General features: G+C 60.8%; 26 protein-coding genes and 1 pseudogene. 4 read left to right on the top strand and 23 right to left on the bottom strand.

Annotation, left to right across the window (positions count from 1 at the left end; all coding sequences use genetic code 11):
- Window positions 1-30: 30 nt before the first annotated feature.
- Together NUX07_RS04225 and NUX07_RS04220 are read right to left on the bottom strand one after the other, a co-directional pair.
- Window positions 31-471, bottom strand: coding sequence for a hypothetical protein (locus tag NUX07_RS04225; protein ID WP_265529088.1), 441 nt, complete (start codon window positions 469-471; stop codon window positions 31-33).
- Between the two features lie 217 nt (window positions 472-688).
- Window positions 689-1,849 (bottom strand): tyrosine-type recombinase/integrase, encoded by a 1,161-nt coding sequence (locus NUX07_RS04220; RefSeq protein WP_265530742.1) that lies wholly within the window; start codon window positions 1,847-1,849, stop codon window positions 689-691.
- Window positions 1,850-2,446: 597 nt separating this feature from the next.
- Here NUX07_RS04220 and NUX07_RS04215 point away from each other — a divergent pair.
- The 3 genes from NUX07_RS04215 to NUX07_RS04205 are packed head-to-tail and all read left to right on the top strand — an operon-like array spanning window position 2,447 to window position 6,353.
- Window positions 2,447-3,700, top strand: coding sequence for a DUF1611 domain-containing protein (locus NUX07_RS04215; RefSeq protein ID WP_265529086.1), 1,254 nt, complete (start codon window positions 2,447-2,449; stop codon window positions 3,698-3,700).
- Window positions 3,700-5,415 carry an ABC transporter transmembrane domain-containing protein gene (locus NUX07_RS04210; protein ID WP_265529085.1) on the top strand — a complete coding sequence of 572 codons (1,716 nt, stop codon included), beginning with the start codon at window positions 3,700-3,702 and terminating at the stop codon, window positions 5,413-5,415. The genes NUX07_RS04215 and NUX07_RS04210 overlap by 1 nt, the downstream gene beginning before the upstream one ends.
- 32 nt (window positions 5,416-5,447) lie before the next feature.
- A complete protein-coding gene (locus tag NUX07_RS04205) occupies window positions 5,448-6,353 on the top strand; it encodes a TonB-dependent receptor (RefSeq protein ID WP_265529083.1) in 906 nt (301 codons plus the stop codon).
- On the opposite strand, the gene NUX07_RS04200 is transcribed toward NUX07_RS04205, so the two are convergent.
- Window positions 6,350-7,765, bottom strand: coding sequence for an FAD-binding oxidoreductase (locus NUX07_RS04200; protein ID WP_265529082.1), 1,416 nt, complete (start codon window positions 7,763-7,765; stop codon window positions 6,350-6,352). The genes NUX07_RS04205 and NUX07_RS04200 overlap by 4 nt on opposite strands.
- 45 nt (window positions 7,766-7,810) lie before the next feature.
- Between NUX07_RS04200 and NUX07_RS04195 the strand changes: the two genes are divergently transcribed.
- Complete coding sequence (locus tag NUX07_RS04195; RefSeq protein ID WP_265529080.1) at window positions 7,811-8,299, top strand: dihydrofolate reductase; 489 nt, start codon at window positions 7,811-7,813, stop codon at window positions 8,297-8,299.
- 140 nt (window positions 8,300-8,439) lie between these two features.
- Here NUX07_RS04195 and NUX07_RS04190 read toward each other — a convergent pair whose 3' ends face one another.
- The 20 genes and pseudogenes from NUX07_RS04190 to rplB all read right to left on the bottom strand — a co-directional run bounded on the left by NUX07_RS04190 (window position 8,440) and on the right by rplB (window position 19,139).
- Window positions 8,440-8,979, bottom strand: a complete 540-nt coding sequence (locus NUX07_RS04190; RefSeq protein WP_265529079.1) for an SRPBCC domain-containing protein — start codon at window positions 8,977-8,979, stop codon at window positions 8,440-8,442.
- Window positions 8,980-9,082: 103 nt separating this feature from the next.
- A complete protein-coding gene (locus NUX07_RS04185) occupies window positions 9,083-9,724 on the bottom strand; it encodes an adenylate kinase (protein WP_265529077.1) in 642 nt (213 codons plus the stop codon).
- A gap of 30 nt (window positions 9,725-9,754) precedes the next feature.
- Window positions 9,755-11,128, bottom strand: a complete 1,374-nt coding sequence (secY, locus tag NUX07_RS04180; protein ID WP_265529076.1) for a preprotein translocase subunit SecY — start codon at window positions 11,126-11,128, stop codon at window positions 9,755-9,757.
- Window positions 11,129-11,240: 112 nt separating this feature from the next.
- Window positions 11,241-11,726 carry a 50S ribosomal protein L15 gene (gene rplO, locus NUX07_RS04175; protein ID WP_265529075.1) on the bottom strand — a complete coding sequence of 162 codons (486 nt, stop codon included), beginning with the start codon at window positions 11,724-11,726 and terminating at the stop codon, window positions 11,241-11,243.
- A 66-nt stretch (window positions 11,727-11,792) separates the two neighbouring features.
- Complete coding sequence (gene rpmD, locus NUX07_RS04170) at window positions 11,793-11,981, bottom strand: 50S ribosomal protein L30 (RefSeq protein WP_265529074.1); 189 nt, start codon at window positions 11,979-11,981, stop codon at window positions 11,793-11,795.
- A 6-nt stretch (window positions 11,982-11,987) separates the two neighbouring features.
- Complete coding sequence (gene rpsE / locus NUX07_RS04165) at window positions 11,988-12,878, bottom strand: 30S ribosomal protein S5 (protein WP_265529073.1); 891 nt, start codon at window positions 12,876-12,878, stop codon at window positions 11,988-11,990.
- A gap of 2 nt (window positions 12,879-12,880) precedes the next feature.
- On the bottom strand, window positions 12,881-13,234 hold the full coding sequence (rplR, locus tag NUX07_RS04160) for a 50S ribosomal protein L18 (RefSeq protein ID WP_265529072.1): 354 nt from the start codon (window positions 13,232-13,234) through the stop codon (window positions 12,881-12,883).
- Window position 13,235: 1 nt separating this feature from the next.
- Window positions 13,236-13,772 (bottom strand): 50S ribosomal protein L6, encoded by a 537-nt coding sequence (gene rplF, locus NUX07_RS04155; RefSeq protein WP_265529070.1) that lies wholly within the window; start codon window positions 13,770-13,772, stop codon window positions 13,236-13,238.
- Window positions 13,772-14,167: a 30S ribosomal protein S8 gene (rpsH, locus tag NUX07_RS04150; RefSeq protein WP_265529069.1), complete on the bottom strand. Its 396-nt coding sequence runs from the start codon at window positions 14,165-14,167 to the stop codon at window positions 13,772-13,774. The genes rplF and rpsH overlap by 1 nt, the downstream gene beginning before the upstream one ends.
- Window positions 14,168-14,179: 12 nt before the next feature.
- A complete protein-coding gene (gene rpsN / locus NUX07_RS04145) occupies window positions 14,180-14,485 on the bottom strand; it encodes a 30S ribosomal protein S14 (RefSeq protein WP_265529066.1) in 306 nt (101 codons plus the stop codon).
- A 38-nt stretch (window positions 14,486-14,523) separates the two neighbouring features.
- The gene (gene rplE / locus NUX07_RS04140) at window positions 14,524-15,117 is read right to left on the bottom strand and encodes a 50S ribosomal protein L5 (RefSeq protein ID WP_265529065.1); all 594 of its coding nucleotides are present in this window, start codon (window positions 15,115-15,117) and stop codon (window positions 14,524-14,526) included.
- Window positions 15,110-15,430, bottom strand: a complete 321-nt coding sequence (gene rplX, locus NUX07_RS04135) for a 50S ribosomal protein L24 (RefSeq protein ID WP_265529064.1) — start codon at window positions 15,428-15,430, stop codon at window positions 15,110-15,112. The genes rplE and rplX overlap by 8 nt, the downstream gene beginning before the upstream one ends.
- Window positions 15,430-15,798, bottom strand: coding sequence for a 50S ribosomal protein L14 (gene rplN, locus NUX07_RS04130; RefSeq protein ID WP_265529062.1), 369 nt, complete (start codon window positions 15,796-15,798; stop codon window positions 15,430-15,432). Before rplN ends, rplX begins: the two co-directional genes overlap by 1 nt.
- Window positions 15,799-16,044: 246 nt before the next feature.
- A pseudogene (rpsQ, locus tag NUX07_RS04125) lies at window positions 16,045-16,275 on the bottom strand (30S ribosomal protein S17); the annotation flags it as partial.
- A 13-nt stretch (window positions 16,276-16,288) separates the two neighbouring features.
- Window positions 16,289-16,495: a 50S ribosomal protein L29 gene (rpmC, locus tag NUX07_RS04120; protein WP_265529060.1), complete on the bottom strand. Its 207-nt coding sequence runs from the start codon at window positions 16,493-16,495 to the stop codon at window positions 16,289-16,291.
- On the bottom strand, window positions 16,495-16,929 hold the full coding sequence (gene rplP, locus NUX07_RS04115) for a 50S ribosomal protein L16 (protein WP_265529059.1): 435 nt from the start codon (window positions 16,927-16,929) through the stop codon (window positions 16,495-16,497). The genes rpmC and rplP overlap by 1 nt, the downstream gene beginning before the upstream one ends.
- A gap of 11 nt (window positions 16,930-16,940) precedes the next feature.
- Window positions 16,941-17,645 carry a 30S ribosomal protein S3 gene (rpsC, locus tag NUX07_RS04110; RefSeq protein WP_265529058.1) on the bottom strand — a complete coding sequence of 235 codons (705 nt, stop codon included), beginning with the start codon at window positions 17,643-17,645 and terminating at the stop codon, window positions 16,941-16,943.
- On the bottom strand, window positions 17,645-18,022 hold the full coding sequence (rplV, locus tag NUX07_RS04105; protein ID WP_265529056.1) for a 50S ribosomal protein L22: 378 nt from the start codon (window positions 18,020-18,022) through the stop codon (window positions 17,645-17,647). The genes rpsC and rplV overlap by 1 nt, the downstream gene beginning before the upstream one ends.
- Window positions 18,022-18,297 (bottom strand): 30S ribosomal protein S19, encoded by a 276-nt coding sequence (rpsS, locus tag NUX07_RS04100; protein ID WP_265529055.1) that lies wholly within the window; start codon window positions 18,295-18,297, stop codon window positions 18,022-18,024. Before rpsS ends, rplV begins: the two co-directional genes overlap by 1 nt.
- Before the next feature lie 5 nt (window positions 18,298-18,302).
- Window positions 18,303-19,139 (bottom strand): 50S ribosomal protein L2, encoded by an 837-nt coding sequence (gene rplB, locus NUX07_RS04095; RefSeq protein ID WP_265529054.1) that lies wholly within the window; start codon window positions 19,137-19,139, stop codon window positions 18,303-18,305.
- Between the last annotated feature and the right edge of the window lie 4 nt (window positions 19,140-19,143).

Genomic DNA, 19,143 nt, shown 5'->3' with positions numbered 1-19,143 from the left:
GCGCCAATCGCTCCTCAAAAAAAAAGCAGTTTAACCTGCGTCGTGATCGGGGTTTTTCACCTTACGGATGGACACCATTCTACCAGCCGAGGGCTCTTGGCCAGATTTCTTCCGCTCGATTGCGGCCCTAGCCGTGTTCACCGGACTTGCATTTGATCCAAGTGCTCTAAGGATCTGTGTTAAAAAATTCAAAAATGGCCCGTAGGGCTTGGGTGGGGTCTGATAAGGGTCGACTATCAACGTCGCTCTTTTGTCCGAAAGGCTTTCGAAAAACTCCAATATGATGTCGCCAATTTGGTCGTTCTCGATATTAGGAGGTCTGCCGTGCATCGCTTTCTGCTTTTCTGCTTCGGTCAGATAGCGATGTCCTCTTTCGGCAAGCTTTCGAGCCTCCTCCGCGACCGAAAGGGGGCTTCTTTCGCCCTTAGCATCCAGCGCCTTGATAACATCCCCAGGCGCACGGTCGATCATGTCGTGTAGCCTCTGGCTGACGTCAGCAATTCGTTCCACCATTGGGGCCGCTCCGCCTTTCGTTCGAGAGGTTCTCGCGCGAGGATGTCTATTCAAGCGGGCAAACCGAAAGAGCTCCATCATGAGATGTGCTTCCTGACTTACTTTGTCGTCAGGTAAATCCGGAGCTATGCCCTTAATGGCGGCCTCAATTTTCTGACGATCCGATTTGACAGCACTACTCATTCTTCGAACCAGCATTTGATGCACGTGGTGACATTTGGACTCGATCGACTTCCGCCGCCCATTTTTCGAGCGCATTACGCTTTTCGGGAGCATAACTATGAAGCGCATAAACGCGCGCTGTAATGCCTTGCGCGGCGTGATTGAGAACGCGGCTTACAACGGTCTCTGATACGCCTAGCCGCACCATGTGGGTCGCTGCCGATCTTCGGATGTCATGCAGCCTCCAAGACTTCAACGGCCCGCCCTTAGCGGCGATATATTCGTCCAGAGTGCGTTTAGCTTTTGCGAATTGCCCGATGGGCGCCTTGCCCGTGCTAGTGAAAATGAAGTCGCCTAGCTCCGGTAGATTTTCCAGTTCCGACATAGCGAGTGGCGCAAGTGGCACTAGGTGGGCACGACTGGCCTTGGTTTCAGCGCCTTCCAGCGTCCACTGAGCGTCTTTCTTGTCGATTGATGCCCACGTCATGCCCGCCACTTCGGATCGGCGTTGTGCGGTCAAGATCAGAAGCCGGAGAAACGAGCCGAAGGGGTAGCCGAGCAAACCCGCCGCGTTCCAGATGCGGGCGATCTCATCCATATCCAAAACACGGTCGCGCACCTTTTCCGCCCGTGGCTTCGCGATGCCCTCGGCTGGCGACAAGTCAATCCAGTCATGCTCCAGCGCCCATCGAAAGATTGGGCGGATCGTTGCGAGCACTCGATTGGGCAATACTTCGCCTTCGATGCCATCCAACAGGTCGCGCACGTCCGCCTTTTTGATCGCAGTCAGTCGTCGCCTGCGCCACTTCGGGTAGACGTGAATTTCAAGATTGCGCTGCTGCGACTTCCAGCTCTTGTTTTTGGGTTTCGAGACCGTCTCAAGCCAACGCTCGGCAACGTGGCCAAACGTGCGCTCTAGAGCCGCTGCATCGCCTTCACGCTCCAATGTGGCAATTAGGTGCTCGGCTGCCTTCCTCGCGCTTGCCAGGCCCATTGAGGGGTAGTTGCCGATCTTTTTGTTGACCACTTTGTCACCAATGCGGCGGCGCACGGTCCAACTTTTTTTGCCGGAAGTGCCGACGCGAAGCCGTAGCCCCGTCACCTTGTTGTCAGGAAACTCGGTCTGCCCATTTTTTGGGGCTTTGATGGCTGCGATCTTCGCGTCTGTAAGGATCTTTTTTCTCCATGCGATCGCCTGGCGCGACCACTTTGTTACCTATAGAGAGCATCGGGTAACTACATAGGTAACATTGGGCTGGATACTAAGCAATAACTTAGGACGTGTTCGGACTAATGAATCCTAGAAAACTAACAATTCGGACATCCTTAGAGCCTATCGGGCAAGACTTCTAATCTTGAGGCCGCAGGTTCGACTCCTGCCGGGCGCACCACCTTTCCCGCGGCGAGATGGCCCAAGGTGCCATTGGTGTGCTGCGTAGACCCCCCCCCTCCTCGTTAAATATTGCTTTACAACTTGTTAATCGCTAGGAGCCTCCCGCTCGGTAATGCGCGGGAGTAGTTTTACCGGGCCAGTTTTTGTCACGAACGTTGCATCAGATTCCCAATAATCAAGGCTGTGCCGAAGCCGTTTTTGTCCAAGGATTTCGGCTCGCCGCCCACAAGAAAAACCGTCTCAAATCGGGACGGAGCGTTCAGCGGGTCTGGCAGAAGCAGCGTGTCTGCTTATTCAGGCCCGAGCTTGAACGACCGCTTGAAGTGTCTCGTACAAACCGAATCTTGATACGAGGACATGCATGGAGGCCACGGATAAATGACGGACTTTTCCGAAGCTTCAATGCGCTTCGACGCGAATACGCAATCGCCGCAACTATCAAAGCCTCAATGGCGGCCCAGCCGTAAACGCACTTGCGTCAAGCTGAGCGCCTGCGACCTCGAACGCACCAAGCGCGCTTTCACCACGCGCCGCGTTTCCATGGACGCGATGGCGACGCTTATCAACGGCCCCATTCGCCCGCGCACGGGTGACCTGGTTTTGGCGCGGGTAGAACGTATCCGTTACCAACGCCGGCTCGAGCTGACCAATGGTCGCAAGGCCTCGCTCAATGTCGGCGACACCATTATCGTTGCATATGGCGATCGTTATGCGACCGACCAGTTCGAGGCCGAAGTGCCCAATGATCTGGGCCCCACCAACCTGGTAGCGACCGGGGGCGTGGCCGGCGCCGTCCTGAGCAAGAACCGCAGCATCAAGCCGGCGACCGACATCATGCCGCTCGGCCTGGTCGGTGATGCCGATGGGCGCCCGCTAAACCTCCACCAGTTCCGGGTCGCGATCGATCGCCCTTATGACGACAATGTCCGCCCGCGCGTCGTCTGCGTCCTGGGGACGTCGATGAACAGCGGTAAGACCACGACCAATCACAGCATCGTGCTGGGCTTGAGCCGGGCCGGCTATCGCGTCGGCGTGGCCAAGGTTACCGGGACCGGTTCGGGCGGCGACTTCTGGCAAATGCTGGACGCTGGTGCGGCCTTCAATCTCGACTTCACCGATGCGGGATACTCGGCGACCTATAAGCTACCTGTGCGCGACCTCGAAGCCATCGCGATGCAGCTGGTGGGATATCTGAGCCAGCAGAATCTCGATGTCATCCTGCTCGAGGTTGCCGATGGCATCTACCAGCACCAGAACCTCGAACTTCTGGCCACCGAAACATTCCAGTCGATCGTCGATGCGGTATTCTTTGCCGGCGGCGATGCCATGGGTGCCGCTCTTGGCGTCAACCGCGCGGAAATGGCAGGTTATCAGGTCATTGGCCTTTCGGGGAAGCTGACCGCATCGGAACTGCTCATCCGCGAAGCCGAAGCGATGACTCCCGTCCCAATTTTCCGTAAGGAACAGCTCAGCAATCCCGAAAGCATCGGCGCGATCCTTTCGCTGCCCCCGGCGACGTCGGAAGTGGCACAGCCTTGCGGTGCGACCGGGCGCCAATGCGCCGGACTTTGCGAGCCGGCCATGGCCGAGGAAGAGCCGTCCTGGGCGCGTTTCTTGAGCGGAACCAAGTAATGCTGCCGCGCCGCAAAATCGTCTATCGCAAGATGTTTCGCAGGGCCGACATCGCGGCCTTGAGCGCGATTGCCGTCGGCTATGCAGCAACGGTTGTGTTGCTGCTGATTTTGCTGCGCGAATTCATTTTAGCGCTGACCGGCGGATCGCAGCTGGAGCCGATGACCATCGCCGCATTGCTCGGCGTTACTGCGATCGCGCACGCGGCGTTGCGCATGCTCGAATTCGCCGTGCCCGAGCATATTGGTTTCCGCATCGTCAAATCGATGCGTCACCATATCTACCAGCACATGGCGCAAATGATGCCGCACCAGATCCGGCACCGTTCGCGCGGCAGCCTGATCTTGCGGCTTACCGGCGATCTCACGATGCTGCGAACCTGGCTCAGCCGTGGCATCGCCCGCGGGCTGATCGCGGGTCTTTCGCTGGTCGCGACGCTGGTGATGCTCGCGCGCTTCAGCTGGCCGATCGCACTATCGATCGTCGTTGCGTTGATCCTGGGCGCCATCGCGTCGGCGTGGGCCGGACGGCGGCTGGCCAAATATACCACGCGTGTGCGCCGCCGCCGTTCGACGCTGACCAGCAATATCGACGAGCAGGTTCATGCGCTGGCGTCGGTCCAGCTGTTCAACCGCCTCGACGGCGAACGCAAGCGGCTCGAACGCCAGAACGAAAGCCTGACGAGCGCCTTGATACAGGAAGCCTGGTGGCGTGCCGGGCTCCGCGGCCTGTCGGCAGCGACGAGCTGGCTGGCATTGGTGGCGGCGCTGGCCACGGGCTTCATCCTGCTACGCCACGGGCTGACCGATCTTGGAACCATCGTCGCGGCACTGATCGCGACACGGCTGATGCAAGGTTATGTGACGACCTTGTCGCTGAGCCACGACTATTGGCGCCGCGCGGAAATTTCGCGCACCAAGCTGGAAGACTTCTTCAACAGCCGCTCGCGCCGTACCGTGGGCGATGGCGACGACAAGCTGGTGCACAATCGAGCGCGCATCACCTTCGAAGACGTATACGTCGAAGGCGCGCTGAACGGCTTTTCCGCGTCGGTCGCTGCGGGTCGCCACGTCGTCATCATCGGCCCCGATTCACGTGGTCGCGAAGCGGTGCTCGAGAGCGTAACGAAGATGATCGAGGTCGACAGCGGCACGGTCACCATCGGCCAGCAGGATATCGCCGAATGCAGCGCCGAAAGCGTCTGGCGCAAGGTTGGTGTCATCAGCCCCGACCTGCCTTTGATGCGCGGGACGTTGCGGCGCAATCTCAGCTATCGCGATCGCAAGGTCGACGATGAGGAATTGATGCGCCTGCTCGGCGAAGTTGGACTGCTCGAATTTGTCGAGGACCTTCCGGACGGGTTGGATCACTGGCTGACCGAGGGCGGTTCGAACCTGCCCGCCGACATCCGCCAACTCATACGGATCGTGCGCGGCATGGCCGGCAACCCGCCGATCCTCCTGGTGGAACGGCTCGGCACCGCGCTCGATAAGGCGCAGAAAGCGACCGTGCAAAGCGTCCTAGGTAATTTCGCGGCGACGATCATTTCGGTCAGCGATGACCCCTCGGACATTTGCTGGGCGGATGACGTGTGGACCATCGTCGATGGCCAGCTCCTTCGCGCTGAAAGCAAAGACGAACACGACCTGCGCGTGCGGCTTCCCCGGATCGCGCGGGCTGGCGAGGTCGAATGGATTTATGGGGCGGGGCGGTGATGGGACAAACCGAATTTTTATTGGAGAAAGTCGTGGTTAGAAAGTTCATCGCCCGGGCGGGGGCGATCGCGGTATGCGCCGCACTGCTGCCCGGTATCGCGCACGCTCGTGACCGCGAGCGTATTACCGTGGACGTATTCGCACTGCTCAACGAAGCAAGCGGCGAAACCTCCGACGGCTTCGAAGATCAGGATGCCTCGGGCTTCATCATCGGCGGCGACGCCGAATTTGAAATTCGCCGCGACGATCATCGCTTCCGGCTCGGTGCCGGATCGACTTATTATGCCTACGACGAGGATGACCGCGACGACCGTCACAACAACGCCGTGTGGTTGACCTATTCGACGCCTCTGTCGGGCCGCCTGTCGGTATGGGTACAGGGCAAGCACGATACCAACATGAGTGCGCTGGAAGCGCGCGAGACGCGCCAGGACCGCATTCGTTCGCAGCTCATCTGGCAGGAAGGCGACAATCGCATTCGTGCGCGCGCGGGCTATCGCTGGCGCGAATATATTAGCGACGATACCGACGGCGATGGCCTCGAATTGGGTGCCGATTATCGCCGCCGGTTCGACAATGGCATGTCGAGCTATACCTATGTGAGATGGGACGAAATCGAGGCCGATGTGCTGCGCCGTTCCTACGAGCGCTGGACCTTGGGCACCGATCTCAGCATTCCGGTGAGCGACCAGATCGAAATCATCCCGTCGCTCCGCTACCGTACCTGGACCTATCCCAATCGACTGGTCGATGGTTTGGAACTTCGCGAAGACAGCAGTCTGAACCCGCGTATTTCCGTGACTTACGATTTGGGTGACGACTGGGAAGCAGTCGGCCGCGCCGGCGTTATCTGGCGGCGTTCCAATGACGATCGGTTCGACGAGACCATCACCCGGCTTTCGATTGGCGTCTCCAAAAGACTGCGCTGGGATCTCTAAGGGATAAGCTTCCCGGGATTCATCAATCTGTCGGGATCGATCGCGGCCTTGATGCTGCGGAGAAAATTGAGACGGGCTGGTTCGCCAAGACGCGCCAGCTCGTCTCTTTTCATTTGGCCGATGCCATGTTCGGCGCTGATCGAGCCACTATGCGCAGTAACCAGATCGTGGACACGTCGCTCGATCGCGGGAGCCTCGGTCTCGCGCCAGTCATTGCTGCCACGCTCCATGGCGCGCACATGAAGATGGATGTTGCCGTCGCCCAGGTGCCCGAAGCCCGACACCATCACGCCGGGCCATTGCGCCTCCACGACTTGCTTCACCTCTTCAAGGAAGGCCGGCATGGCATCGATGGGTACTGACACGTCGTGCTGCGTAGCGGCGCCATAATGGGCTTTCTCCGCATCGGACAGGCTGTCGCGAAGCCGCCACAACGCTTCGGACTGCGCATCGCTAGCCGCAATGACCGCATCCGAAATGCGCCCTGCCTCCATCTCCTCGCCAAGCAACCGCTCGAGCAGCGCGCTCGGGGCTTGGGCTTCGGCACTATCCTGCGTCGCCTCGATCAGCGCATACCAGGGCTGGGCTTCATTCAAGGGTGACGCGACATCGAGATGCTCCAAGGCCGCAACAAGGCTGTCATGCGGCAATATCTCGAAGCACTCGATACGATCGGTCGCCGCCCCAAGCCGATAGAGCAAGTCTAGCGCCGCTCGCGGATTGGCCAGCCCGACAAAGGCGGTGCCCCGCTGCACGGGAGCGGCCACCAGCTGAAGCCGCGCTGCCGTAACGATTCCGAGCGTCCCTTCCGCCCCGATCAAGAGCTGGTCGATGCTCGGCCCGCGATTATCCTTCTTGAGCCCGCTCAGTCCATCATGGATGGAGCCATCGGGCAGCACTGCCTCAAGCCCCAGGGTAAGCCCGCGCATGGTGCCAAACTTGAGAACTTGCGTGCCCCCGGCGTTGGTGCTGATCAGGCCGCCTATCGTGGCGCTTCCCTTTGCACCCAGGGTCAGCGGGAAGCGCAGCCCCTTTGCCAAAGCGGCGTCATGCAGGTTCTGCAAGATGACGCCCGCTTCCACCACCGCCACCCGCGCGTCAGGATCGATGGTGCGGATCGCATTCATGCGCCGCAGCGAGAAGATGACGGAGTCGCCCTCCGGGCTTGGCGTTGCACCGCCGACCATCGAGCTATTGCCGCCCTGCGGAACCATCGCCACGCCGGCCTCGATGCAAGCCGACACCATTGCCGCGACGTCTTGTGTGCTGCCGGGTTCGAGCATGGCAAGCGCTTTCCCCGTCCAGCGCCCGCGCCAATCGGTCAGCCATGGCTCGATCGTGGCCGCATCGGTCACCACCGCCCGCTCGCCAAAGCGGGCGCGCAAATCGTCGATGAAAGCGGCTTTGCCCATGCCCCTCCCCTAGTCAGTCGGGACCAAAAACGCCATGATGTGTGCATGAGCGACATCATGATCATTCTCGCGCGGGCGATGAACGGTGCCATCGGCAAGGATAATGATCTGCCCTGGCATCTGCCGGCCGACCTCAAACGCTTCAAGAAGCTGACGATGGGCAGCGCGTTGATCATGGGGCGCAAGACGTTCGATAGTCTGCCGGGCGTGCTGCCGGGACGCCGCCACATCGTCATGACACGCGACAAGGACTGGAGCCATGAAGGCGTCGAAGTCGCCCATTCCATGGACGAAGCGATCGCTATGGCGGGAGACGACCGCATTTCCGTGATTGGCGGCGCTGCGATCTTCGAGATGTTCGAGCCGGTCGCGAACCGCATCGAATTGACCGAAGTCCTCGCCGAAGTCGACGGCGACGTCTTCATGCCCGATCTGCGCGGCAGCGAAAATTGGCACGAGGTCGCGCACGAAGACCATCCCCCCGCAGGCGACCTGCCCGGCTACCGCTACGTGACGCTGGACCGCGCCAGCTAGACTGCTTTGGCATGCAGCCATGACGAGTCGAAAATGGTGGATTTTCGTGAGCCGGAGCGCAGCGTAGCGATTGCTACGTGAGCACCGGAAGCGCGCAAAGCCGCCATTTGCAGGCCGTCAGGGCTGGATGACGAAGCAGTCTAGGGGATGTCGCGGCGGCCGCCGGTGGCCGCGCGCTGGCGCAGCCGCCTGACCTGTTCGCCCAGCACCGTGTCGACTGGTCCCGACCATTGGGTGGCATTGTTCTGCGGAAAGCCCGATACCTGATAATCGAGCGTCAGCTTCGATCCCGAACCCGCTTCCTCGACCGTCCAGACCATTGTCCCGCTGGCCCCCTGGAATACCAGCGGTCCGAGCCCGCCGGTCATCACCACCATCTCGCCCGGCATGACCTGCGCGATCTCCATATGCTTCACCCAGCCATTCTTTTCGGGCACGCGCTCGATGAAATCGCCGCCAGGGCGCAGGTCCATGCGCATGTTCGCGCTATCGCCGGAATAGGTATGATCGGGATGCCACCAGAGCGAGGGGTCGCCGAGCAATTGGTATGCTTTTTCCGCCGAAACGACGAGATTGACCTCATGACGCACATGGAATGCGTTTGCAGACTGGCTGACGATTTCGGCACTTGCCGGGTTTGCAGCAGCAAGGCCTGCAGCAGCGATCAGGGCAATACGCATGGTCAAACCTCCCGCTTGAATGACCATTCAACTACCCCGAATGACGACGTGCGTCCAGTCAGCCTGTGATGCTCAGGCGCGCTGTTTTCGGGAGGATCTTGTCCTAGCTGTCGAGGATCGCGTCGATCGACGCGGCAACGTCTTCGACGCTGCCCATACCGTCGACCTGGCGCACCAACCCACGCTCTTCGTAGAAAGGCAGGATCGGTGCGGTCTTGGCGCGATATTCTTCCATCCGCTTGCGGACGGTCTCTTCATTATCGTCGGGACGACGCTTGAATTCGGTGCTGCCGCACTTGTCGCATACGCCCTCTTTCTTGGGCGGGTGGAAATCTTCGTGATACATCTGGCCGCATTCGCCGCAGGTAAACCGACCCACGATCCGACGCACCAGCGCATCTTCATCGACGACTAGTTCGATCACGTGCGACAGCGTGCGCCCGCGTTCGGCCAACAGCATTTCGAGCGCCTCGGCCTGGTGCTGCGTGCGCGGATATCCGTCAAAGATCGCGCCGTTGGCTGCATCTTCGAGATGTTCGCCGATCAAGGCCGACACGATGGCATCGGACACGAGTTCGCCGCGGTCCATCACGTCGCGTACCTGCGCGCCGATAGGAGAATCCGCCTTGCGCGCCGCGCGCAGCATGTCGCCGGTCGACAGCTGGGTCATGCCCCGCGCACTTTCGAGCCGCTTGGCCTGGGTGCCCTTGCCGGCACCCGGCGGTCCAAGAAGGATGATATCCACGCTGTGCTGTCCCCTGCCTAAAGCTGGCGGTTAGCGACGGCGACCGCCGCCCTTCAATTTCGCCTTCTTGATCAAATCGCCATATTGGTGCGCGATCAAGTGGCTTTGTACCTGGCTCACGAAATCCATCGTCACGTTGACGACAATCAGGATGCTGGTGCCGCCCAGAAGCGCATTACCGATCGAGATCTGCGTGAACATAACTTCGGGGATGAGACAGATCGCGACGAGATAGACCATCCCCACCGTGGTGATGCGGTTGAGCAGGTAATCGAAATACTGCTCGGTCGCCTTGCCCGGGCGAATACCCGGGATGAAGCCGCCCGCGCGCTTCAGATTGTCCGCCACGTCTTCAGAATTGAACTGCACCGCAGCGTAGAAGAAGGTGAAGAAGGCAATACCCGCACCATAGAGCAGCAGGTAGAGCGGCGCGCCGCGCTGCAGGAAGGTGCTGATGGTGATGAGGATATCGTTCGACGACGCGTTCGGATCGAGCCCGCCGCCTGCCATCTGCAGCACCGTCAGCGGCATCAGCAGGATCGAGGAAGCGAAGATCGGCGGGATCACACCGGCCGTATTGATCTTCATCGGAAGGTGCGAGCTTTCCTGTTGCACCATACCCTTGTGGTTCGCCCGCTTGGGATAGTTGACCAGCACGCGGCGCTGCGCCCGCTCGACAAAGCAGATGATCAGCGTCAGGCCGACGAGCACAAGAACGACGCTGAAGATGATCAGCGGATCGATCGAACCGGTACGGCCGCCTTCGAGCAGCTGCGCGATCAGCGTCGGCATCGTCGCCACGATGCCCGCCATGATGATGAGGCTGACGCCGTTACCGATACCGCGGCTGGTGATCTGCTCGCCAAGCCACATCAGGAACAGCGTACCACCGACAAGGCTGACGGTGGCGGTCAGGCGGAACAGCATGCCGGGTTCGACCACGGCGCTGATGCCCTGGTTCAGGGCCAGGCCTTCGAGACCGGTAGCGATGAAATAGCCCTGCACCGTCGTCAGGAGGACGGTGAGGTAGCGCGTATACTGGTTGAGCTTCTTGCGCCCGCTCTCACCCTCTTTCTTGAGCTGCTTCCACGGTTCGTGGAGCGCGGCGCCCAATTGCACGACGATCGCCGCGGTAATGTAGGGCATCACGCCGAGCGCGATGATGCTCATGCGCTCAAGGCTGCCGCCCGAGAAGGTGTTGAAGAAGTCGAGTACGCCGCCGCGCTGAGTATCGAACAACTGCGCAAGCGCGCGCGGATCGATACCGGGGATCGGCACGAAGCTGAGGAAACGGAAGAGGACGAGCGCCCCAAGCGTGAACCACAAGCGCTTCTTGAGTTCGGTGGCTTTCTGGAAGCTGGAGAAGCTGATCCCGGAGGCCAGCTGTTCGGCGGCAGATGCCATGGACGAATAACCCTCTTCAAAACAAACGGCGGGGAGCGCTTAGTTTGCACCCCCCGCCGCTCGATATAGTGCGCCAGAAGCGGTTGCCCACCCCTGACAGGCGACGACAGGCTTAGCTGTCGGCTTTTTCTTCTTTCTTCGGCGCGATCACGTCGACCGAACCGCCGGCCTTTTCGACCGCGGTAACGGCGCCCTTGGAGGCACCGGCGACGACGAACTTTGCCTTGGCCTTGATCTCGCCCTTGCCGAGAAGGCGCACGCCATCCTTGCCACCACGGGCAAGACCGGCGCCCTTGAGCGCGGCGTGATCGATGTCCTTCTTGGCGTCGAGCTTCTTCTCGTCGATCGCCTTCTGGACCGCGCCGATGTTCACTTCCGCATAATCCTTCCCGAACGGGTTGTTGAACCCGCGCTTGGGCATACGCATGTGAAGCGGCATCTGGCCGCCGGCAAAGCCGTTGATCGACACGCCCGAACGGCTCTTCTGGCCCTTCTGGCCGCGCGCTGCGGTCTTACCCTTGCCCGAACCGATACCACGGCCGACACGGGTGCGATCCTTGCGGGCGCCTTCGTTGTCCTTGAGATCGTTGATTTTCATTGTTGCACTCGCTTTCGCTTGTTTCGCGCTGCTTTTGCCTCCGCGTTAGCGAAAGCACAGCAATAATTAGGCGTCTTCGACGCTCACCAGGTGATGGACCTTCTTGACCTGGCCGAGCACCTCGGGGGTGGCTTCGACTTCGACCGTACGGTGCATCTTGTTGAGGCCGAGACCGACCAGCGTCGCGCGCTGGCTCTTGTCACGGCGGATCGGCGATCCCGTCTGGGTGATCTTGATCTTCTTGGGCTTAGCCATGTTGCTTTACTCCGTGACCGCGTCGGCGGTGGCTTCAGCTTCCGCCTTGTCCATACCGCCGCGACCAAGCAGGTCGGCGACCTTCTTGCCGCGACGCTGCGCGACCGAACGCGGGCTGGTCTGATCCTTCAATGCCTCGAACGTGGCGCGGATCATGTTGAACGGGTTGGCGGTGCCATTCGACTTGGTGACAACGTCCGCAACGCCGAGGCTTTCGAACACGGCGCGCATCGGACCGCCGGCGATGATGCCGGTACCCGCGGGAGCCGAACGAACGACGACCTTGCCCGCACCGAAGTGACCCTTGCCGTCATGATGCAGCGTACGACCGTCTTTCAGCGGCACGCGGATCATGTTCTTCTTGGCAGCAGCGGTCGCCTTGTTGATGGCTTCCGGCACTTCGCGGGCCTTGCCCGAACCGAAACCGGCACGGCCATTGCCGTCACCAACGACCACGATCGCAGCAAAACCGAAACGCTTACCGCCCTTCACCGTCTTCGAGACACGGTTGATGTGGACGAGCTTTTCGATCAGCTCTTCGCCTTCTTCCTGGCGATTGTCGCGACCACGACCGCGACCACGGCCACCGCCGCGACTGTCACGGCCGCCACGGCCGCCGCGGGCGTTCGAACGACCGCCCTTGCGGGCCTGTTCTTCAGCCTTCTCGCCGGCATTCTTGAGGTTCGCTTCTGCCTGGGCTGCGGCAACCTCGGGGGTTTCCGCAACGCCGGGCGCCTGCTCGCCATGCGCAGTGTCGTCAGCCGGAGCCGCTTCGTCAGCCTTGGCTTCCGACTTGGTCTCTTCAGCCTTGGCTTCGGTCGCCTTGGTCTCTTCGACCTTGGTTTCTTCTGCCTTGGTCTCTTCGACCTTGTCTTCGGTTTTCTTTTCGTCAGCCATGCTTAGAACTCCAGCCCGCCTTCACGGGCGGCATCGGCCAGCGCCTTGACGCGGCCATGAAAAAGGAAACCACCGCGGTCGAACACGACCTTGTCGACGCCGGCCTTCTTGGCCTTGGCGGCGACGGCCTTGCCCACGGCAGCTGCGGCATCGACATTCGCGCTCGACTTCGCCTTGACATCCTCGTCGAGGCTGGAAGCGGCGGCAATCGTCTTGCCCATGCTGTCGTCGATGACCTGCGCGTAGATATGCTTGCCCGAGCGATGCACGGACAGGCGCGGGCGCCCATCGGCGCGTGCCTTGAGCGCCGTGCGAACACGACGACGGCGGCGATCGAAGAGAGAGAGTTTTGCCATCTTACTTCTTCTTGCCTTCCTTGCGGAAGATATACTCGCCCGCATATTTGATGCCCTTGCCCTTGTAGGGCTCCGGCTTGCGCCACTTGCGGATTTCCGCCGCGAAGTGACCGACTAGCTGCTTGTCAATGCCGCTGACGATCACGGTCGTCTGGTCGGGCGTCTTCACCTCGATGCCTTCGGGCACGTCGAGATCGACGTCGTGGCTGAAGCCGAGCTGAAGCTTGAGCTTCTTGCCCTGCGCCTGCGCACGATAACCGACACCGTTGATTTCCAGCGTCTTCGAATAGCCTTCGGTGACACCGTCGACGAGGTTCTGCACGAGGGTGCGCTGCATGCCCCACACCTGGCGCGAACGCTGCGACATGTTGTGCGGCAGAACGCTGATCTCGTCGTTCGACACGTCGAACTTGATGAGATCGTCCATCATGGTCATCGACAGCGTGCCCTTGGGACCCTTGATCGTCAGCTCCTGGCCGTCGACCTTGGCTTCCACGCCCTGCGGCAGCGCCACCGGTTTTTTGCCAATGCGCGACATTAGAATACCTCCGCCAGCACTTCGCCGCCGACATTCTGCTCGCGCGCTTCGTTGTCCGACAGGACACCGCGCGGGGTCGACACGATGGTGATGCCCAGGCCGTTGCGGATCGTCGGCAGTTCTTTCGAACCCGAGTAGACGCGGCGGCCCGGCTTCGACACGCGTGCGACGTGCTGAATGGCCGGCTGGCCTTCGAAATATTTCAGTTCGATCCGCAGACCGGCCTGACCCGCAAGTTCCTCATCGGAATAGCCGCGGATATAGCCTTCGCGCTGCAGCACATCGAGAACGTGCGCACGCAGCTTGGACTTGGGCGAGAGGATCGAGTCCTTGCGCGCCTGCTGCCCGTTACGGATGCGGGTGAGCATATCACCCAGGGGATCGGTCATTGCCATCCTATATACCCCTTACCAGCTCGACTTGGTCACGCCGGGGATGAGGCCCTTGTTGGCCAGGTCCCGGAGCATGATCCGCGAGAGACGGAATTTGCGATAATAGCCGCGCGAACGACCGGTCAGCTCGCAGCGATTGCGGATCCGCGTGGGATTCGCATTGCGCGGCAGTTCAGCCATCTTCAGACGGGCCATGAGACGCTCGGTATCGTCGAGCGACTTGTCGTTCGCGATCGCCTTCAGCTTCTCGTACTTCGACGCATATTGCTTCGCGAGCTTCTTGCGCTTCTCGTTCTTATTAACGGAACTCAGTTTCGCCATGACTTAAGTTCTCTTCCTTTCCTAGGAGACGAGGCCGGTTAGGCCGCCTCCGTCTCCTTGGTTTCGGTTTCCGACGATTCTTCCTTCGGGAACGGGAAGTTGAAAAGACGCAGCAGTTCGCGCGCTTCTTCGTCCGTCTTCGCGGAGGTCGTCACGATAATGTCCATCCCGCGCACAGCATCGACGTCGTCGTAGCTGATTTCGGGGAAGACGATCTGTTCCTTCAGGCCCATCGCATAGTTGCCACGGCCGTCGAACGACTTCGGGTTGAGACCACGAAAGTCGCGCACGCGCGGCAGCGCGATGGTGACCAGGCGGTCGACGAATTCGAACATGCGGTCGCGGCGCAGGGTGACCTTGCAACCGATCGGCATGCCTTCACGCAGCTTGAACTGCGCGATCGACTTCTTGGCCTTGGTGATTATCGGCTTCTGGCCGGCAATCTTTTCCATTTCGGCCGCAGCCTTTTCGACCTTCTTCTTGTCCTGGGTCGCTTCGCCAACGCCCATGTTGATCACGATCTTCTCGATGCCGGGAACTTCGTGCTTGTTCTTGTAGCCGAACTTCTCGGTCATCGCCTTCACGATGCGATCTTCATAGTCCTTCTTGAGGCGCGGAGTGTAATCAGCCATCGATCTTCTCCCCGGAACGCGTCGCGACGCGGACCTTCTTGCCATCCTTGGCGACTTCGAAGCGCACGCGGGTCGGCTTGCCGTCCTTGGGATCGGCGAGCGCAACCTTCGAGACGTAAAGCGGGGCTTCACGCTTTTCGAGACCGCCATTGGGGTCCATCTGCGTCGGCTTCTTGTGCCGCGTGATGATGTTCACGCCCTCGACGGTGACTTTGCCCGCCTTGGGATCGACATTGGTGACGGTACCGGTCTTGCCCTTGTCCTTGCCGGACAGGACGACGACCTCGTCACCCTTCTTGATCTTCTGCGCCATTACAGCACCTCCGGAGCGAGGCTGATGATCTTCATGTGCTTCTTGGCACGAAGTTCACGCACGACCGGGCCGAAGATACGGGTACCGATCGGTTCCTCATTCTTGTTCACGAGCACCGCGGCATTGCCGTCGAAGCGGATGACCGAGCCATCCTTCCGGCGGATATCCTTGCGGGTGCGCACGATGACGGCACGATGCACGTCACCTTTCTTCACCTTGCCGCGCGGAGCGGCTTCCTTGACCGACACCACGATGATGTCGCCGACCGAGGCAGTACGGCGCTTCGAGCCGCCCAGCACCTTGATGCACTGGACACGCTTGGCACCCGAGTTATCCGCCACGTCGAGGTTCGACTGCATCTGGATCATGGGTTACGCCTCCGTCTCGGCCTTGTCGGCCTTCTTGGTGGTCTTCTTCGCAGTCGCCTTCTTGGCAGGAGCCTTCTTGGCCGGCGCTTTCTCGGCGTCGTCCTTCTTCGGCGCGGCCTTCTTGGCAGCCGGCTTCTTGGCGGCGGCCTTCTTGGGCTTCTCCGCCTTCTTGGCTTCTTCCTTGGCAGCTTCCGCGGCCTGCTTGTCCTCGGCGATCTGCGACTTCACTTCCTCGGGAACTTCGCCGATGCGATCGAGCACCACCCACGACTTCGTCTTCGAAATCGGCTTGGTTTCCTCGATGCGCACGGTTTCGCCCATGCGGTAGTCATTGGCCGCGTCATGCGCGTGATACTTCTTCGACCGCTTGATGATCTTGCCGTAGAGCGGGTGCTTGACCCGGCGCTCGACGAGCACGGTCACCGTCTGGTCCATCTTGTCGGACGTGATGGTCCCGGTCAGGATGCGTTTTGGCATTCCGTGTTCCTTCCTAAGCCTTGGCCGCTTCAGCCGCACGCTGCGACTGCAGCGTCTTGATGCGGGCGATGGTGCGACGCACTTCACGCACGCGGCTCGGCTTTTCGAGCTGGTTCGTGGCAGCCTGGAAGCGCAGGTTGAACTGCTCCTTCTTCAGCTGCGTCAGTTCTTCGGCGAGCTGGTCGTCGGTCTTCGCTTTGAGATCGTCGATTTTGCTCATTACTTCTTCTCCTCGATCAGGCTCTCACCGAGGCGGGCCACGACCTTGGTCTTGATCGGCAGCTTCTCCGCAGCGCGCTCGAAAGCGGCCTTGGCAAGCGGACCGGGAATACCGTCCAGCTCGAAAAGAATGCGGCCGGGCTTGACGCGGGCGGCCCAGAATTCGGGGCTGCCCTTACCTTTACCCATGCGGACTTCGGCAGGCTTCTTCGACACCGGCACGTCCGGGAAGATACGGATCCACAGGCGACCCTGGCGGCGCATGTGACGCGTGATCGCGCGGCGAGCCGCTTCGATCTGGCGCGCGGTAATGCGCTCGGGCTCAAGTGCCTTGAGGCCATAGGCGCCGAAGTTCAGTTCGGTGCCACCCTTGGCGTTCCCGTGAATACGGCCCTTGAAGGCCTTGCGGAATTTGGTGCGCTTCGGTTGCAGCATCTGTTAAATTCCTACCTGCGGTCGCGCGCCGGGCGAACGCCCGAAGTCTGCGCTTCCATCATGAGACGATCCTGCGCCAGCGGGTCGTGGCCAAGGATCTCGCCCTTGAACACCCAGCACTTGACGCCGCACACGCCATAGGCAGTGTGCGCTTCGGCTTCGGCATAGTCGACGTTACCGCGCAGCGTGTGCAGCGGCACGCGCCCTTCGCGATACCATTCGGTACGCGCGATTTCCGCGCCGCCGAGACGACCCGAACAGGTGATACGAATGCCTTCAGCGCCAAGACGCAGCGCCGACTGGACGGCGCGCTTCATGGCGCGGCGGAATGCAACGCGACGCTCGAGCTGGTCCGCAACACCCTGGGCAACCAGGCGGGCGTCGATTTCCGGCTTGCGGATTTCGACGATGTTGAGGCTGATTTCGCTGTCAGTCATGCCGGCAAGCTGCTTCTTCAGCTTCTCGATGTCGGCGCCCTTCTTGCCGATGATGACACCCGGGCGGGCGGCATAGATCGAAATGCGGCACAGCTTGGCCGGACGCTCGATCACTACCTTGGAGATCGCTGCCTGGGGCAGGTTCTTCATGATGTAGCGACGGATTTTGAGATCCTCGAGCAGCTGCTTGCCATAGTCATGGCCTTCAGCGAACCAGCGCGAATCCCAGGTCCGGTTGATCTGCAGACGCAGGCCGACGGGGGAGCTTTTCTGACCCATTAGGCTTCTTCCTGCTCGCGAACGACGACACGCAGCTTGCTGAACGGCTTTTCGATCCGGGTCGAACGGCCGCGCGCACGGGTCGCGAAACGCTTCATGGTGATCGACTTGCCGACCGAGGCTTCCGCCACGATGAGCGCATCGACGTCGAGATTGTGGTTGTTCTCCGCATTGGCCACAGCCGACGCGAGCACCTTGTAGGCATCCTCGGCCATCCCCTTCTTGGAGAATTTGAGGATGTTGAGGGCGTCTTCGACCTTGCGGCCGCGGATCAGGCCCGCGACAAGATTGAGCTTCTGCGCCGAACCACGGATCATGGTTGCGGTCGCGATCGCTTCATTGTCACCGACCTTGCGAGGCGATTTGGGCTTACCCATTAGCGCTTGCCTTTCTTGTCGGCGGCGTGGCCCGGGAAGAAGCGCGTCGGCGCGAATTCACCAAGCTTCATGCCCACCATCTCTTCCGAGACGGCGACCGGCACGAATTTCTTGCCGTTATAAACGTTGAACGTGAGGCCCACGAACTGCGGGAGGATGGTGGAACGGCGCGACCAGGTCTTGATCGGCTTGTTGCCACCAGCTTCCTGCGCTGCTTCGGCTTTCTTCAGCAGCGACAGTTCGACGAAGGGTCCTTTCCAGACGGAACGTGCCATCGAGCTTACCTCTTCTTCTTCGCGTGGCGCGAACGGATGATGAATTTATCCGTCTGCTTGTTGGAACGAGTGCGCGCACCCTTGGTCGGCTTGCCCCACGGGGTCACCGGATGACGGCCGCCCGAGGTGCGGCCTTCACCACCACCGTGCGGGTGATCGACCGGGTTCTTGGCGACGCCGCGGGTCAGCGGACGCTTGCCGCGCCAGCGGTTGCGACCGGCCTTGGCCAGCGTCGTGTTCGAGTTGTCCGAGTTGGACACCGCACCGACAGTCGCCATGCAGTCCGAACGGATGTAGCGCTGCTCGCCCGAGTTCATGCGGACGATGACCATGCCCTTATCGCGGCCCACCACCTGGCAGTAGGTGCCGGCAGCGCGCGCGATCTGGCCGCCCTTGCCCGGCTTCATCTCGATATTGTGGACGATGGTGCCCACCGGCATCTGGCCCAGCAGCATCGCGTTGCCCGGCTTCGCGTCGACCTTCTCGCCCGCGATCACCTTGTCGCCCGGCGCTACGCGCTGGGGAGCGATGATGTAGGCCAGCTCGCCATCGTCATACTTGACGAGCGCGATGTAGGCCGTGCGGTTGGGGTCGTACTCGATACGCTCGATCGTGCCTTCGACGTCCCACTTGCGACGCTTGAAGTCGACCAGGCGATACTTCTGCTTGTGACCGCCGCCAATGCCGCGCGAGGTGACATGGCCCTTGTTGTTACGGCCACCCGTCTTGGTCTTGCCCTTGGTCAGCGACTTGACCGGCTTGCCCTTGTAGAGCGCCGACTTGTCGACCAGGACCAGGCCGCGGCGGGCCGGGCTCGTCGGTTTATATTGCTTGAGTGCCATGCCT

The sequence above is a fragment of the Sphingomicrobium marinum genome (assembly GCF_026157105.1).
Classification (GTDB): Bacteria; Pseudomonadota; Alphaproteobacteria; order Sphingomonadales; family Sphingomonadaceae; genus Sphingomicrobium; species Sphingomicrobium marinum.
This window is presented reverse-complemented; position numbering and strand designations above follow the sequence as displayed.

Bases quoted from the DNA above. Each gene is read 5' to 3' on its own strand.
- NUX07_RS04225 (WP_265529088.1), bottom strand. From the start codon at position 471: ATGATCGACCGTGCGCCTGGGGATGTTATCAAGGCGCTGGATGCTAAG.
- NUX07_RS04215 (WP_265529086.1), top strand. From the start codon at position 2,447: ATGACGGACTTTTCCGAAGCTTCAATGCGCTTCGACGCGAATACGCAA.
- NUX07_RS04210 (WP_265529085.1), top strand. From the start codon at position 3,700: ATGCTGCCGCGCCGCAAAATCGTCTATCGCAAGATGTTTCGCAGGGCC.
- NUX07_RS04200 (WP_265529082.1), bottom strand. From the start codon at position 7,765: ATGGGCAAAGCCGCTTTCATCGACGATTTGCGCGCCCGCTTTGGCGAG.
- NUX07_RS04195 (WP_265529080.1), top strand. From the start codon at position 7,811: ATGAGCGACATCATGATCATTCTCGCGCGGGCGATGAACGGTGCCATC.
- NUX07_RS04190 (WP_265529079.1), bottom strand. From the start codon at position 8,979: ATGCGTATTGCCCTGATCGCTGCTGCAGGCCTTGCTGCTGCAAACCCG.
- secY (WP_265529076.1), bottom strand. From the start codon at position 11,128: ATGGCATCTGCCGCCGAACAGCTGGCCTCCGGGATCAGCTTCTCCAGC.
- rplO (WP_265529075.1), bottom strand. From the start codon at position 11,726: ATGAAAATCAACGATCTCAAGGACAACGAAGGCGCCCGCAAGGATCGC.
- rpmD (WP_265529074.1), bottom strand. From the start codon at position 11,981: ATGGCTAAGCCCAAGAAGATCAAGATCACCCAGACGGGATCGCCGATC.
- rpsE (WP_265529073.1), bottom strand. From the start codon at position 12,878: ATGGCTGACGAAAAGAAAACCGAAGACAAGGTCGAAGAGACCAAGGCA.
- rplR (WP_265529072.1), bottom strand. From the start codon at position 13,234: ATGGCAAAACTCTCTCTCTTCGATCGCCGCCGTCGTCGTGTTCGCACG.
- rplF (WP_265529070.1), bottom strand. From the start codon at position 13,772: ATGTCGCGCATTGGCAAAAAACCGGTGGCGCTGCCGCAGGGCGTGGAA.
- rpsH (WP_265529069.1), bottom strand. From the start codon at position 14,167: ATGGCAATGACCGATCCCCTGGGTGATATGCTCACCCGCATCCGTAAC.
- rpsN (WP_265529066.1), bottom strand. From the start codon at position 14,485: ATGGCGAAACTGAGTTCCGTTAATAAGAACGAGAAGCGCAAGAAGCTC.
- rplE (WP_265529065.1), bottom strand. From the start codon at position 15,117: ATGGCTGATTACACTCCGCGCCTCAAGAAGGACTATGAAGATCGCATC.
- rplX (WP_265529064.1), bottom strand. From the start codon at position 15,430: ATGGCGCAGAAGATCAAGAAGGGTGACGAGGTCGTCGTCCTGTCCGGC.
- rplN (WP_265529062.1), bottom strand. From the start codon at position 15,798: ATGATCCAGATGCAGTCGAACCTCGACGTGGCGGATAACTCGGGTGCC.
- rpmC (WP_265529060.1), bottom strand. From the start codon at position 16,495: ATGAGCAAAATCGACGATCTCAAAGCGAAGACCGACGACCAGCTCGCC.
- rplP (WP_265529059.1), bottom strand. From the start codon at position 16,929: ATGCTGCAACCGAAGCGCACCAAATTCCGCAAGGCCTTCAAGGGCCGT.
- rpsC (WP_265529058.1), bottom strand. From the start codon at position 17,645: ATGGGTCAGAAAAGCTCCCCCGTCGGCCTGCGTCTGCAGATCAACCGG.
- rplV (WP_265529056.1), bottom strand. From the start codon at position 18,022: ATGGGTAAGCCCAAATCGCCTCGCAAGGTCGGTGACAATGAAGCGATC.
- rpsS (WP_265529055.1), bottom strand. From the start codon at position 18,297: ATGGCACGTTCCGTCTGGAAAGGACCCTTCGTCGAACTGTCGCTGCTG.
- rplB (WP_265529054.1), bottom strand. From the start codon at position 19,139: ATGGCACTCAAGCAATATAAACCGACGAGCCCGGCCCGCCGCGGCCTG.